This window comes from Bacteroides muris (ex Fokt et al. 2023) (genome assembly GCF_024704895.1).
GTDB lineage: Bacteria > Bacteroidota > Bacteroidia > Bacteroidales > Bacteroidaceae > Bacteroides > Bacteroides muris.
This window is the reverse complement of the sequence record NZ_JAMZEE010000062.1, coordinates 1-15382: the sequence shown is the minus strand read 5'-3', so window position 1 is coordinate 15382 and position 15382 is coordinate 1. Positions and strand designations below refer to the sequence as shown.

Sequence of the window (15382 nt, the reverse complement as noted above, 5' to 3'; positions counted from 1 at the left end):
CAAAAGAATCGGCAACTTTTTCAAGCTGCCGATTCAACTGTTTCATGGCGTTCCTTATCCCGAACTCACGTTAAAAGGGATATGTGTGCAAGCATTTGACACATCTTTTCCCCCACCATGTATCGTACAACCATTTTGTGGAATTGGAAAAAGAAGTACACTTCATATTAGATGGGAGTAATACATTAAAAAAACATTACTTTTAATATAGGGTGACGTCTTTTATTATTTTAAATACTTATCTATCAGTTGTCCATAAGTTAATGAAACCCTATTTCATTATCTTTCCTGCCCAATAAACTCCCCCCAATATCAGCACCGCCCCCATCAAAGCAACTATAGTAAGCTGTTCGCCAAGCAGAAAAGCAGAACCTACCAGAGTGAAGAGAGGATTCAAATAAATATAGTTGGAAGCTCTTATTGTTCCTAATTGTTTCAATATTACATTCCAGACTACAAAGCAGATTAAGGAAGCCAACACACCAAGAAAAAGCAGATTGAACAGAATAGCCGGTTCTAAAAGCCTAATAATGTCGAACTGCCAGGGATGAATCAGAAATGCAGGAAGAATAGTCAATACTCCATAAAAAAATATCTTACGGGTAATGAAAGTTATACCATAACGGTTGGACATTTTCCTCATTATTAAGCTATAGAATGCCCAGGAAAAAGCTGCAAGCAAAGTAAGGAAATCACCTAAAGGAGAAATCTTCAATACAAAACTACCATTATAAACCACCAATGCCACACCAACCAACGCCAGCAAAGAACCAGCCATCAATCCACGGGTAACCTTTTCCTTCTTGTAAATCCACAAAGAAAGAATGGTCGTGAGCAACGGTGCCGTACAGACAATAAATGCCACATTCGTAGCCAATGTAATCTCTAAAGCTGTATTTTCCGTAAAAAAGTAAAATGAACCGCCTGCTATACCTCCTAAAAACAACCAAAATTCATCTTTCCAATTATCAGCAAACAGTTTTCGTGGAGAAATAAACCAGATGCCCAGATAAGCTATCAGGAAACGAAGGAAGAATATTTCTTGCGGGGAAAGGCCATGTCCAATCAATACTTTCGTTGAAATAAAGGTCAGCCCCCAAATACCTACCGTAAGGACGGCGACAAGATGATAAGTATAATTTTTCATTGCGTTCATACACTTCCGATAAGTCGCGCAAAGATACGACTTTCTTCTTCAACACAATAACGCAAAGGATGAAATCTTCCCAGACTTCATCCTTCGCTATATCCTAAAAATCTTTTAGAAAATATCCTATTGAATTAATTTAGTTACTGTTTGTATTATAAATGAAAAATTAGTTTTAAAAGCACATCACAAATCTAGGCAATAAAAAGTGAATTATCAAGCCTTTGCCATTGTTTTTTATGTTACTTCGCTACAAATCTGAAAATAAACCCGTAACTTTGCACCGATATCAACCGGATACTAACCGGTTTTAACCATTGAATAAACAATGTTTTCAACAAAATATTAATTAGTACCACTATGGAATACAATTTCAGGGAAATTGAAAAGAAATGGCAGAAAAGGTGGGTGGAAAACAAAACCTACCAAGTGACGGAAGACGAAACGAAGAAAAAATTCTATGTACTGAACATGTTCCCCTACCCTTCCGGTGCAGGATTGCATGTAGGTCATCCGCTAGGATACATCGCTTCAGATATTTACGCCCGCTACAAACGACTGCAAGGTTTCAATGTACTGAATCCCATGGGATATGATGCTTACGGTCTTCCAGCAGAACAATATGCCATACAAACGGGACAGCACCCTGCAATTACGACCGTCAACAATATCAACCGATACCGTGAACAGTTGGATAAGATAGGATTTTCCTTCGACTGGAACCGGGAAATCCGTACTTGCGACCCGGAATATTACCACTGGACACAATGGGCTTTCCAAAAGATGTTCAACAGCTACTACTGCAACGACCAAAAGCAAGCCCGTCCCATCCAAGAACTGATAGATGCTTTCCCGATATACGGAAACGAAGGACTGAACGCCGCATGCAGCGAAGAACTGCACTTCACTGCCGAAGAGTGGAATGCCAAAAGCGAAAAGGAACAGCAGGAAATCTTGATGAACTACCGCATCGCCTACTTGGGTGAAACAATGGTGAACTGGTGCCCGCAGCTGGGAACCGTACTTGCCAACGACGAAGTGGTGGACGGTGTCAGCGAACGCGGTGGTTTCCCCGTTGTCCAGAAAAAGATGCGCCAATGGTGCCTTCGTGTATCTGCCTATGCACAACGCTTGCTGGACGGACTCGATACCATTGACTGGACTGAATCCCTGAAGGAAACACAGAAAAACTGGATAGGACGCAGTGAAGGTGCGGAGATACAATTCAAAGTGAAAGACAGCGACCTGGAATTCACTATCTTCACCACCCGTGCAGACACTATGTTCGGCGTTACCTTCATGGTTTTGGCTCCCGAAAGCGAACTGGTATCGCAACTCACGACCGATGCACAGAAAGACGAAGTAAATGCTTATCTGGAACGCACCAAGAAGCGTACCGAACGTGAACGTATTGCCGACCGCAGCGTTACCGGCGTGTTTTCCGGAAGCTATGCCCTCAATCCCTTCACTGGTGAGGCTGTTCCTATTTGGATAAGCGACTATGTACTTGCCGGATATGGCACAGGAGCCATCATGGCCGTGCCTGCACACGACAGCCGTGACTATGCTTTTGCCAAGCACTTCGGCCTCGAAATCCGCCCGCTGGTAGAAGGTTGTGATGTAAGCGAAGAGAGCTTCGATGCCAAGGAAGGTATCGTATGCAACTCTCCACGCGAAGACGTTACTCCCTATTGCGACCTTTCATTGAACGGACTGACCATCAAGGAAGCGATTGCCGCTACCAAGAAATACGTGAAAGAGCACAACCTGGGACGTGTAAAGGTGAACTTCCGTCTGCGCGATGCCATTTTCTCACGCCAGCGCTATTGGGGCGAACCGTTCCCGGTTTACTACAAGGACAACATGCCTTACATGATTGACGAGAGCGCCCTGCCCTTGGAACTGCCCGAAGTAGCCAAATTCCTGCCTACCGAAACCGGTGAACCGCCGTTGGGACATGCCACAAAATGGGCTTGGGACACTGTGAACAAATGTGTTGTAGAAAACGAAAAGATAGACAATATCACCGTCTTCCCGCTGGAACTCAATACTATGCCCGGATTTGCCGGTTCAAGCGCCTATTATCTGCGTTACATGGACCCGCACAACAACCAGGCAATTGTAGATAAGAAAACAGATGAATACTGGCACAATGTAGACCTTTACGTAGGCGGCACCGAACATGCCACCGGCCACTTGATATACTCCCGCTTCTGGAATAAATTCCTGCACGACCTTGGCTTTTCCATAGCCGAAGAACCGTTCCAAAAGCTGGTGAACCAAGGTATGATTCAAGGACGGAGCAATTTTGTCTATCGCATCAAAGATACCAATACATTCGTATCCCTGAACCTGAAAGACCAGTACGACACTACCCCACTCCATGTGGATGTGAATATCGTGTCCAATGATGTCCTGAACCTTGAAGCTTTCAAAGCATGGCGTCCCGAATACGAAACCGCCGAGTTTATTCTGGAAGACGGCAAGTACATCTGCGGATGGGCTGTGGAGAAGATGAGTAAATCCATGTTCAATGTGGTCAATCCCGACATGATTGTCGAAAAATACGGTGCCGACACTCTCCGTATGTACGAAATGTTCCTGGGACCGGTAGAACAATCAAAGCCGTGGGATACGAACGGAATAGACGGTGTACACCGCTTCATCAAGAAGTTCTGGTCATTGTTCTACGACCGCAACGGCAATTATCTGGTAACGGATGAACCTGCCACCAAGGAAGAATTGAAATCCCTCCATAAACTAATCAAGAAAGTGACGGGAGACATCGAGCAATTCTCTTACAACACAAGTATCAGTGCTTTCATGATTTGCGTGAACGAGTTGTTCGGAATGAAATGCAGCAAGAAGGAAATCCTGAACCAGTTCATCATCGTTCTGGCTCCCTTTGCTCCGCATGTATGCGAAGAGTTGTGGGAGACACTGGGCAATGCAGGATCCATATGCGATGCCAAGTGGGCGGTATACAACGAAGAATACTTGGTGGAAAATACGGTCAACTACACAGTTTCCTTCAACGGAAAGGCACGGTTCAACATGGAGTTCCCCGCAGATGCGGCATCGGATGCGATACAGACTGCCGTATTGGCCGACGAACGCTCTGAAAAATGGATGGAAGGCAAGACCATCGTCAAGGTAATCGTAGTGCCGAAGAAGATTGTAAACATCGTTGTAAAATAAATGAATAATGGATGATGAGTGAACCTATGACTCATCACTCATCATCCGTACCTGTAACTTTAATCAATATGAAGATTACAAAGCCAACCAAAGCGGAAGTGATGAGAGAAGTGAAGGATTATGTCTTCATTACTTTCGGACTCATCAGCTATGCCTTGGGATGGGTGGCGTTTCTGCTTCCCTACCAAATTACCACCGGAGGCACTACCGGTATCAGCGCCATCCTGTACTACGCCACGGGATTTCCCATCCAGTGGTCCTACTTCATCATTAATGCCGTGTTAATGACATTTGCCATCAAGATACTCGGTCCCCGATTCAGCATCCGCACCACGTTTGCCATCTTCGGACTGACATTTCTCCTTTGGATTTTTCAGGAACTGATGAAAGGGGCCGACGGAACACTCCCCCAGCTTCTGGGCGAAGGGCAGGACTTCATGGCTTGCCTGATAGGTGCGGCCATGTGCGGTACAGGATTGGGAGTAGTATTCAACAACAACGGAAGTACGGGAGGCACGGACATCATTGCCGCCATTATCAACAAATACAAGGACGTGACGCTGGGACGCATGATTATGGCTTGCGACGTTGTCATCATCAGTTCCTGCTATTTCATCTTCCACGACTGGCGACGGGTGATATTCGGTTTTGTAACCCTGTTTATCATAGGTTTTGTACTGGACTACATCATAAACAGCGCACGACAGTCCGTGCAATTCTTCATCTTCTCCAAAGAATACGACAAGATTGCCGACCGCATCACCAAGGAAACCCATCGTGGTGTAACAGTGCTCGACGGTACCGGCTGGTACAGTAAGCACAACGTGAAGGTACTCGTTGTCCTTGCCTACAAACGCCAATCGATAGAAATATTCAGGCTGGTGAAAGACATAGACCCGAACGCTTTCATCTCACAAAGCTCCGTCATCGGGGTATACGGAGAAGGGTTCGACCGGTTGAAAGTGAAATAGAGACTTGTATAGGCCACACAGGTATGAGGAGAACATGATATGAGAAAGAAATTTGTATTTGCCACCAACAATTCACACAAACTGGAAGAAGTGACCGACATCCTGGGAGAGAAGGTCGAACTTCTCAGCATGAAGGATATCAAATGTGATACTGACATTCCGGAAACTGCAGACACTCTTGAAGGAAATGCTTTGCTAAAAGCAAGATATATTTTCGATAACTATCATCTGGACTGTTTTGCCGATGATACCGGCTTGGAAGTGGAGGCCCTTGGCGGGGCACCGGGTGTATATTCCGCCCGTTATGCTGGCGATGCACACGATTCGGAAGCAAACATGAAGAAATTGCTGAAAGACATGGAGGGCATCAATAACCGGAAAGCGCAATTCCGTACCGTATTTGCACTTATCATCGACGGAAAGGAACATCTGTTTGAGGGCATTGTGAAAGGAGAAATCGCAGAAAACAAAAAAGGCACTTCAGGCTTCGGTTACGATCCCATATTCATTCCCGAAGGATATACGCAGACTTTTGCCGAAATGGGGAATGAACTGAAGAATAAAATCAGTCACCGGGCATTGGCCACCGCTAAACTTTGCAGGTTCCTGATGAAATAAAGCCAAAGTACTCCCCCCGATTCTCCTCCTCCCAGAAGGAGAATCGGGGGGAGTACCGGTGTTATAAGATGACGGAGGATTACAACCCCAGTTGAGCCGATATTTCCAACATCCTCTTAATCGGTTTCACTGCTTTTTCTGCAATCTCGGCATCCACCTTTATTTCCGGTGATTCGTTTTTCAAGCAATCATAAAGCTTTTCCAATGTATTCAGTCGCATGTAGCCGCATTCATTGCAGGCGCAAGTGCTGTCGTTGGGAGGAGCCGGAATAAACGTTGTCTGCGGGCATTGTTTCCGCATCTCGTGCAAGATACCGCTTTCGGTGGCCACGATATAGTTCTTTTCGGGATGCGCCACTGCATACTTCAACAAAGCTGCCGTAGATCCTACCACATCAGCCAGTTTCAAGACCGTACTCTTGCATTCGGGATGTGCCAGTACCACCGCATCGGGATGTTGCTGTTTTATTTCAACAATCTTTTCAACCGAGAATTCCTCGTGTACATGGCATGCGCCATTCCATAATAACATATTTCTTCCGGTAACGGAGTTGATATAATTGCCCAAGTTCCGGTCCGGTCCAAAGATTATTTTCTCATCTTTGGGGAAGCTTTCCACGATTTGCTTTGCATTGGTAGAAGTTACCACCACATCGGTCACCGCCTTTACGGCAGCCGTTGTGTTCACATAGGATATCACCGTATATCCGGGATGCTCTTTGACAAACTGACTGAATTTGTCTGCCGGACAACTGTCTGCCAACGAACAGCCTGCCGCCATGTCGGGCACCAGTACCTTCTTGTCGGGACAAAGCACCTTTGCCGTTTCTCCCATGAAGTGCACACCGCACATCACGATAATGTCCGCTTCCGTCCGTGCCGCCCATTGTGCCAGAGCCAAGCTGTCGCCCACGTAATCGGCTATATCCTGTATCTCACCTTTCTGGTAGTAGTGTCCCAGAATAACTGCGTTCTTCTTCTGCTTCAGCTGTCTGATAGCTTCTATAAGATTATCCATAATCATATTTTTTAATTTCTCTTTCTTCTTTTAAAATCTTTTGATAGTGATGATAGGCTGTTAATAGTGTGGACAAATAAATGTGATTTTTCTTGCCCATGAAGTTATTAGTATCAAGCCGAATTTTACCCTTATGCTTATAAACCGGAGTTTTGAGTTTTATCCGTTGATAATAAGACTTCTGTAAAACAGCATTAACATGTTGTTAATAATATGCAAAGTTAATAACTTTAGGGTTATAAATCGATGAAATCGGACTGAAAAATATGTTGAAGCAACCCTTGAAAGTTCTTCTTAACTTTTTTGGTTTGTTCGTTGCGGTATCGTGATATGCAGACCTTTGAATAATGCAAGGATTATTTTTAAAATTGTTTCCCTGTTGTATCGACACCTTTTCAACGGTTATTAACTGGGATATAAACGGAAAAAAGTATCTTTGCAGTATCAATGGAAACAAGGGATATTGTCCTGTTTGACAGACACTGGTGTCTGACGTGACAAAGTCCAGTGTTTGTCAGATAGCATATAAATTATTGTATAATAATGTATTAAATAACATCGTCATGCGTAAACTGAAGATAATGGAACTGAATCGTATCAGCATAGAAGAATTTAAGGAAGCCGAAAAGCTACCTTTGGTGGTGGTATTGGATAATATCCGCAGTCTCCATAATATAGGTTCCGTCTTCCGTACCTCGGATGCTTTCCGCATTGAGTGCATCTATCTTTGTGGCATTACGGCTACCCCGCCCCATCCGGAGATGCACAAAACTGCCTTGGGAGCGGAATTCACAGTAGATTGGAAGTATGTTGATAACACTGTTGAAGCTGTTGACAACCTTAAGTCCGAAGGATACACGGTCTATTCCGTGGAGCAGGCAGAAGGCAGCGTGATGTTGGACGAACTGGTGCTTGACAAGACTGAAAAGTATGCCGTGGTAATGGGAAACGAAGTGAAGGGCGTCCAACAAGAGGTGATTGACCATTCGCACGGTTGCATTGAAATTCCCCAGTACGGTACGAAGCATTCGCTGAATGTATCGGTCACGGCAGGTATTGTCATCTGGGACTTATTCAAGAAACTGAGATAAGCCCTGTTTTCTTTATGTATAATATAACGGAATGGCATGATCAGCAGTATTAACAAGCTTGTTGATAAGCTGTCAATATATCGTGTTTATTCCATCCATGGATGGAATAATTAGGTGGAAACGGGAAAGAGAATGAACAACGGTTTATTTGGTTATTAACAGTATTTATTTATTGATAATCAGTTGTTTGTTGTGATGTATTTTCCTGTTACCAACAATATTTTCAACAGATTGCAAAATAATCCGGAAGAAGGGTTACTGTCTTTTTATTATTTATGCGAATCAGTAGTTGAATCCTGTTCATAACGCTTCCGGCAAGGAAGCAGATGTTAAGCTATCGACCTTTAACTCTTGAGCCCGAAGGGCGATAACTTCTTCTACTCCCTTTAACTCCCTTAGATGAACGAAAGAGCCACGTCTGTTCTGTAATTTATCTTACGGCATATACCTGATGTTTTCCTATAATTTTGTATATTTGCCGTATATATATAAAAATCATACCAGTATGAAAAAGATAATATCTTCATGGATAGGCATCTTTGTAGGTTGTACTATTCTGGCGGCAGGTTTCGTGTATTTTATCAATCCTTACAATCTTGTTCCCGGCGGGGTGTATGGGGCCAGTATCGTGCTTCATAACTTGTTTCCTTCCGTTCAGGTAGGTACGTTCGGTTATATGTTTGATATTCCTTTGCTGATAATTTCCGTATTGGTATTGGGAGCGAAACTTGGAGCACGTACCATCGTGGCGGCACTTTTCACCCCGCTTGCCATGAATGTGCTGTCTTTCCTCTCCTATCCTTCCGAGGAAGCGCTCCACCGGTTGGACCCTACGCAGTTGTTGGGCGGAAGTCTGGATATGTCAGACCATTTGATGTTGACTTCCGTGATTGGTGCGGTGGTCATTGGGGTGGGCTGTGGCATCGTAGTGCGTAGCCAGGCTACTACAGGGGGCACGGACATCGTGGCGATGATATTGCAGAAATACTGTCATATACGTTTTTCGAAGGCGATATTGCTGGTAGATGGCATTGTGGTGGGTTTCGGACTGCTGGTTATCGGTTTCGGCATCGGCAATCCGGATGACGCCACGCAACCCTCGTGGCACTTGTCTTTTTATTCGCTCATTGCCATTTTTGTTACTTCGAGGGTATTGGCATACGTGATAAACGGCGAGAAGAACGACAAGATACTGTTTGTGATCAGTGACATGCAGCTTACTGCCTTGCACGATTATATTCTGAAGGATTTGGACCGTACGGCCACTTGCATCAAGAGCAGCGGTCTTTATACCAAGGCGGACAAGCAAATGTTGTTTCTTGTGGTAAGCTATAAGGAAGTGATAGGCATCAAGCAGAAGATAAGGGAAGTGGATCCTAAGTCTTTTGTGGTGGTTACCGATGCGTACGATGCCTTTGGCGAAGGATGGAAAGAACTTCCGATGGTAGGGGAGGTGCAACCCGAATAAGCGGAGTAATCAACAATTGGTTCATTCTGTTATCAACAATTGTTTTCTTTGTAAATCAACGTGTTATATTTTGTTTCTTTACATTTGTAACAATGTTGTCAACATGTATGAGATTCAGATGAGCTCTTTTCTAAGAGTCACGGCTTGGGTTATCAGAGATTATCAAAGCTGCCCGCTTTCCACCATCAGTATCACCCGTTCGGTCAGTGCATCCTCTCCCATGGGGTCGTATTGCTTTTTCAGGCTGGCGCCGAAGAGTGCGGCGAAAGCCTGGTAGAACCCGGCTTTGAAAGAGCCCATGAATGCTTTCACCAGTTCATATCCGGTGGAGTGGGTCTGTCGGTCTACCAGTTTTATCAACAGTTTGCCCTGGGCAAAGGTCAGCTTCTTCATGCGGGGAGTGTACTGCTCCTTCAAGCTTTTCTCTACTGCTTTCATGTGTTTCTGGCGGGCTTTTTCGGTGGGCAGGGTCATCATGTATTCGTAGGTTTCGATGATGGCACGGTTAATCTCCTTGGAAATGGGAAGTACCTTCTTTACGTCACGGATGAGTTTGTAGTACTTGTTCATGTCGCGCTTGTTCTTGAACCTGAGCGGCTTGAAGATGTAGACAGTGGGGAGCTTGACATAAGGGATGGTATCTCCTTCGTGAACGCACATGGGAGTAAGATAGACACTCTTTTGTGCAGCAGGCCGAGGTTGTTGCTGCGCAAAGCATTTCAGGCTTCCGAGAGAAAGAAACATGATGAGTATTACTATGTTAAGCCTTGCGTTCATGTTGCAAAAGTACACCATTCTGTGTAATGTTGTTGCATTATGTTGATTTTTCCTTGCTCAATTAACTTATTTAAGGTAACTTCGCTTCCCAAAACATGAAAATGACCTACTATTAATGGAATTACTCAAGATAGGAGTTTTTGTAAGTATGCTGTCAATGACTCCTATGCTTGAAGCTCAAAATACATCCGGCCTTCAGAAAGAACAGCCTTTGCTTCTTTTGGAAGAAAATCTGGAACAACTTTCCATCGGGAATGAGGAAGAATACGGTTGGGAAGATGAATTGGAGGAGTTGTCTCGACGTCTGCAAGAGCCTGTCAACCTCAATGCCGCCACTAAACGGCAATTGGAGCAGTTTCCTTTTCTTACGGATATACAGATAGAGAATCTTCTGGCTTATGTCTATATACACGGACAGATGCAGACCATTTATGAATTGCAGCTGGTGGAGGAGATGGATAAACGTACCATCGACCTACTGCTGCCCTTTGTCTGTGTGCGGGCAGTGAAAGCGGGTAGGGGGTATCCTGCTTTAAAATCTATACTGAAATACGGGAAACACGAAACATTGGCACGGTTGGACGTGCCGTTCTATATCCGTAAAGGATACGAAAAGAATTACCTGGGACCTTCCCCTTACCATTCTTTGCGCTATGGTTTTCATTACGGAGATTATCTTCAGATAGGCATGACGGGAGAGAAGGATGCCGGAGAACCTTTCTTTGCCCTGCACAACGGAAAAGGCTATGATTACTATTCTTTCTATTTTCTGATAAAGAATCTGGGAAGGCTGAAGGCTTTGGCATTGGGCAATTACCGTCTGAGCTTCGGGCAGGGACTGGTACTCAGTACGGATTTCCGTTTAGGAAAAACATTCTCTATGTCTACGGCAGAATATCGTACCGGAGGCATCCGTAAGCATAGTTCTACTGATGAGTACAATTATTTCCGGGGAGCGGCGGCAACGGTGGGAGTATTGCCTTACTTGGATATTTCGGCTTTCTATTCGCATCGCTCCATGGACGGTGTGGTGGAGGATGGCGAGATAACTTCCATTTACAAGACGGGATTGCATCGCACGCAGAAGGAGGCAGATAAGATGAATGCCTTTGCCTTGCAGGTAATAGGTGGAAACATGACCTATGAAAAGAATTCTCTGAAGGTGGGAGTAACGGGGATTTATTATTTTTTCAACCGTCCTTACGAGCCTCGGTTGAACAAGTATGCAAAGTACAATCTTCATGGAAGTGATTTCTATAACGTGGGCATGGATTATAGGTATCGTCTGGGCCGTTTTGTCTGGGTAGGGGAAGCGGCAACCGGCAGTAAAGGCTATGCGTTGCTGAACCGGCTGAAGTATAATCTTTCTTCCGATTATCATCTGCTACTTGTTCACCGGTATTATTCATATGATTATTGGACTTTGTTTGGGCATTCCTTTGGCGAAAGCAGTATGCTGCAGAATGAGAACGGATGGTATCTGGCAGCAGAGGCCACACCTTTCGCCCGTTGGAAGTTTTTCGCTTCACTGGATATGTTTTCTTTTCCTTGGTGGAAATACCGTATAAGTAAGCCCTCAAAGGGAGCGGATGCCATGTTTCAGGTTGCTTATACTCCTCGAAAGAGCCTTTCGATGTATTTTAATTATCGGTACAAACAGAAAGAAAGAGACGTGACGGGTACAAGCGGTACAGTTATCGAACCTATCTATCACCATAAACTCCGTTATCGGTTGACCTATATGGCGGGAAGATATATCTTTCGTACTACAATAGATTATAACCACTTCCGCCAGCAGGATGGGGAAGGGTATCGCTTTGATAGACGGCAAGGTTATCAGTGTACTCAACTTTGCTCGTACACTTTCCCCTTCCCTCTGTCGGTTTCCGTGCAGGGAACCTGGTTTCATACGGACGATTACGATTCGCGTGTTTACGCCTCCGAGCGTGGATTGTTATATACTTTCTATACCCCTTCCTTCTATGGCAAAGGATTCCGTTACTCCACTCATCTGCGATATGATTTGAGTAAGAACTTCATGTTTCTTGCCAAGTTCGGACAGACGGTTTATCAGGATAGGCAGACGATTGGTTCGGGCAATGATGAGATACCGGGAAATAGGAAAGCGGACTTGCAGATGCAACTGCGTATCAAGTTTTAGAAACTGTTTTAATTTTATTTTTCAGGTTGCTCAGAAGAAAACTGAAATAAAATTAAAACAGTTTTTTAGAGCCTTCTCTTTATCTGTCACTTTCTTCCAGCATGGAAATTTCATTTACAGTCTTTCCGAATATCTCTGATATTTTCAATGACAGCAAGATGGAAGGGACATACTTTCCCGATTCTATGGCATTGATGGTTTGCCGGCTCACTCCTATGGCTTCAGCCAATTGCTGTTGGGTCATATGCTTGATGGCTCTTTCTACCCTTATTGTATTAGTCATTGTTGCTCCTCCTAAATTTATAAAGTTCAATGTTGTACTTTATGATGAACAGAAACAATATCATAAACAAGTCTATGAATACAAAATTAAGATATTGCATTTCATAAATCAGCATAGTGCATACTATCAGTAGGGAATACGCTGTTATGGTAGCCCAGATAAGAGAGTTTGAACGAATATTGGCAATGCATTCATCTTCGACCTTTTCTTTTGAGAAAGCTATGAACAAGAGTGAAGCCGTAAGCCCTATCATACTCAACTCGTCGAATAAAGAGTTCTTGATAATACCCCAGGGAATTACTGACAACGCGTTTACCTTCAATCAATCTTCATTGCTGCCGTCGAAGAGGCAGATGAAGGACGTGATGGCGAATGGGACAAATAAACACCAACCTATCTTTCTGAAAGTGGTTGGAAATAAATAGTTCTTTCTCATAATACTATACATTTAGATGTCTGTAAATGTAATGTATGCTTTACATATAAACAAGTAAAACATATAAAATGTAATGTATAGTTTACTTTTATAGCATAAAATCTATGCTTTATAAAGGGAATATTTTCTTTTATGGGTAAACTTTTGCAAGCCGAACATTGCCAGATACCATAGTTTTCACTTAACTTTGGAGCGGTAAGATTGTTTAAGCATTAATCAAACCGTAAATCGTCAAATCATAAATAGTATGACTGTCATTTATCCATCTCCCATATTCGGTCCCGTTCATTCTCGCCGTCTGGGAGTATCTTTGGGAATAAATTTATTGCCGGCAGACGGCAAAGTATGCACCTTCGACTGTATTTATTGTGAATGTGGTTTCAATGCCGACCATCGTCCCAAACAGCCGTTGCCTACGCGCGAAGAAGTCCGTTCGGCCCTTGAAGCCCGCCTGCGGGACATGCAGCAAAACGGGCCTACACCGGATGTACTGACTTTTGCCGGTAATGGAGAACCGACGGCACATCCTTGTTTTCCCGAAATCATAGAAGATACACTTGCCTTGCGCGACAAGTATTTTCCGAATGCAAAGGTGAGCGTACTGAGCAATTCTACCTTTATCCATCGTCCTGCCGTATTTGAGGCTTTAAACAAGATTGACAACAACATCCTTAAACTGGATACGGTGGATGAAGAGTATGTCCGTGTACTTGACCGTCCTGCCGGACATTATTCCATCCGGAAGATTATAGAAGGAATGAAAGCGTTCAAAGGGAACTGCATTATCCAGACCATGTTTCTCAAAGGAAGTTATAAAGGACAGGATATGAATAATACATCCGATAAATTTGTTCTTCCCTGGCTGGAAGCTGTCAAGGAGATTGCTCCCCGTCAAGTGATGATTTATACCATCGACCGTGAAACGCCCGACCATGATTTGCAGAAGGCCACTCATGAGGAACTGGATCGCATTGCGGAACGGATACGGGAAACGGGTATACCGGTAAGTGTTTCTTATTAATAATATGCTAATGAAATCAATAGCAATTAAAGATGTAAGCGAGAGCTTCTTCTGAATGATAGGCAAAGAGTGGATGCTGGTTACGAAGAACATTTCAACAAGATGTCTGGGTAAAGGAATAACTCCTTTACCACAGTTTCAAGTCATACTCGGTTTCCACCTTTTCTTCTATTTCATCCGGAAGGGCGGGGAAGAAGTCGATACCTGTAATCCGTTCTACTTCGTCCACTGTATTGACGTAGCTGTCCAACGGATGATTGCCCGACGCATTCTTATAAATGAAGCCGATGGCTTTGGGGGGATTGCTGTCTGCACACAGAACGACCTTGAAAAATGCTTCGGGCACTGTAATCTTGTGCTTCTTGCCGATGGTGCGGTGACATTGGTCATAGAGAATAGGACCGCATACGATGTATATCCTGCCTTCTTCTTGTGCCCAACGGCGGCATGACTCTTCCAGTTCTTTCCAGTCGCCACGGTTCAGATTGTGATTCTGCGGGCAAATGTTTGTCATGTAGAAGCTCTCTTGCATGGCTTTCCAGTGCCAGCGGTTGTCACCGGCAGGACACATGTGTCCGCGGTCCATGCCGGCTCCCTTGTAATCGTCGGTGGTTACCGCCTCGTCTTCTGGCAAGTCGGGGTCGGGGAGGAACTTGTCTGTGCGGCTTTCACGCTCCACCAGCTTCTCGGGAGTGAGTTCCCAGGCTACCCAGTTGGGTATTTTCAACTCCTTGTTGTAGGATACTGTGTATCCTTTCCGATACAGTATCTGTTCGGTGGCATGTTTCAATTTAGCCGGTATTTCCAGTTTTGTTCCATTGGCAGCATGGAACGGCGTGGCCTCTTTTTTTGTATCTTGTTTTTCGGACGTATGCTGTGTGCTACTTTGTTCTTCTCTGTGTTTTTCATACACGGTTTGTCGTATAGGTTCGTAAACCAAGCATACCAAGACTATAAATATCAGTAGATAATTTATTTTTAGGGGTTGTTTCTTTTTCTTTCTTCTTACCATATTGTTTTTAGGAGGTGTCAAGTTGTCTGAATCAGAATTATATTCCGCTCTTTCTTTTTTCAGTGCAAAGATATGTTTTTAAATGCTTTTTACGATTATAATCGTTACCTTTCCTCTAAAAAGAAAAATCTCCCGCTCTTATATTCGCATGTAACTTACTTGTATCTAATTAATTATACTT

The 15382-nt window shown here is 44.0% G+C and carries 12 protein-coding genes and 1 pseudogene; 8 read left to right on the top strand and 5 right to left on the bottom strand.

All coding sequences use genetic code 11. The features are described from left to right. Window positions 1–74: 74 nt before the first annotated feature. Window positions 75–158 (top strand): annotated as a pseudogene (locus tag M1B78_RS17220) (transposase); the annotation flags it as partial. A 113-nt stretch (window positions 159–271) separates the two neighbouring features. Here the strand turns inward: M1B78_RS17220 and M1B78_RS17215 are convergent. Then, window positions 272–1156: a DMT family transporter gene (locus M1B78_RS17215; protein WP_257941341.1), complete on the bottom strand. Its 885-nt coding sequence runs from the start codon at window positions 1154–1156 to the stop codon at window positions 272–274. 351 nt (window positions 1157–1507) lie between these two features. On the opposite strand from M1B78_RS17215, the gene leuS reads away from it, so the two are divergent. The 3 genes from leuS to M1B78_RS17200 all read left to right on the top strand — a co-directional run bounded on the left by leuS (window position 1508) and on the right by M1B78_RS17200 (window position 5934). Beyond that, window positions 1508–4345, top strand: coding sequence for a leucine--tRNA ligase (leuS, locus tag M1B78_RS17210; RefSeq protein WP_257941340.1), 2838 nt, complete (start codon window positions 1508–1510; stop codon window positions 4343–4345). 68 nt (window positions 4346–4413) lie between these two features. Further along, a complete protein-coding gene (locus tag M1B78_RS17205) occupies window positions 4414–5316 on the top strand; it encodes a YitT family protein (protein WP_168354264.1) in 903 nt (300 codons plus the stop codon). A 39-nt stretch (window positions 5317–5355) separates the two neighbouring features. Further along, window positions 5356–5934 carry a non-canonical purine NTP diphosphatase gene (locus M1B78_RS17200; protein ID WP_136009121.1) on the top strand — a complete coding sequence of 193 codons (579 nt, stop codon included), beginning with the start codon at window positions 5356–5358 and terminating at the stop codon, window positions 5932–5934. Between the two features lie 79 nt (window positions 5935–6013). On the opposite strand, the gene nadA is transcribed toward M1B78_RS17200, so the two are convergent. Continuing rightward, window positions 6014–6952 (bottom strand): quinolinate synthase NadA, encoded by a 939-nt coding sequence (nadA, locus tag M1B78_RS17195; RefSeq protein WP_257941339.1) that lies wholly within the window; start codon window positions 6950–6952, stop codon window positions 6014–6016. A 563-nt stretch (window positions 6953–7515) separates the two neighbouring features. On the opposite strand from nadA, the gene M1B78_RS17190 reads away from it, so the two are divergent. Both M1B78_RS17190 and M1B78_RS17185 read left to right on the top strand, forming a co-directional pair. Then, entirely contained in the window at window positions 7516–8043 is a 528-nt protein-coding gene (locus M1B78_RS17190) for an RNA methyltransferase (protein ID WP_136009123.1), read from the top strand. A gap of 505 nt (window positions 8044–8548) precedes the next feature. After that, the gene (locus M1B78_RS17185) at window positions 8549–9511 is read left to right on the top strand and encodes a YitT family protein (RefSeq protein ID WP_257931557.1); all 963 of its coding nucleotides are present in this window, start codon (window positions 8549–8551) and stop codon (window positions 9509–9511) included. A 162-nt stretch (window positions 9512–9673) separates the two neighbouring features. Here the strand turns inward: M1B78_RS17185 and M1B78_RS17180 are convergent, their stop codons facing one another. After that, a complete protein-coding gene (locus M1B78_RS17180; protein ID WP_257941338.1) occupies window positions 9674–10306 on the bottom strand; it encodes a DUF4294 domain-containing protein in 633 nt (210 codons plus the stop codon). A gap of 97 nt (window positions 10307–10403) precedes the next feature. Here M1B78_RS17180 and M1B78_RS17175 point away from each other — a divergent pair, with 97 nt between their 5' ends. After that, the gene (locus M1B78_RS17175) at window positions 10404–12449 is read left to right on the top strand and encodes a helix-hairpin-helix domain-containing protein (protein WP_257941337.1); all 2046 of its coding nucleotides are present in this window, start codon (window positions 10404–10406) and stop codon (window positions 12447–12449) included. A 79-nt stretch (window positions 12450–12528) separates the two neighbouring features. Here the strand turns inward: M1B78_RS17175 and M1B78_RS17170 are convergent, their stop codons facing one another. After that, entirely contained in the window at window positions 12529–12732 is a 204-nt protein-coding gene (locus tag M1B78_RS17170; RefSeq protein ID WP_136009127.1) for a helix-turn-helix transcriptional regulator, read from the bottom strand. Between the two features lie 683 nt (window positions 12733–13415). On the opposite strand from M1B78_RS17170, the gene M1B78_RS17165 reads away from it, so the two are divergent. Further along, window positions 13416–14189 (top strand): radical SAM protein, encoded by a 774-nt coding sequence (locus M1B78_RS17165; RefSeq protein WP_257941336.1) that lies wholly within the window; start codon window positions 13416–13418, stop codon window positions 14187–14189. Between the two features lie 127 nt (window positions 14190–14316). Here the strand turns inward: M1B78_RS17165 and M1B78_RS17160 are convergent, their stop codons facing one another. Next, the gene (locus M1B78_RS17160; protein WP_257941335.1) at window positions 14317–15201 is read right to left on the bottom strand and encodes a DNA/RNA non-specific endonuclease; all 885 of its coding nucleotides are present in this window, start codon (window positions 15199–15201) and stop codon (window positions 14317–14319) included. Between the last annotated feature and the right edge of the window lie 181 nt (window positions 15202–15382).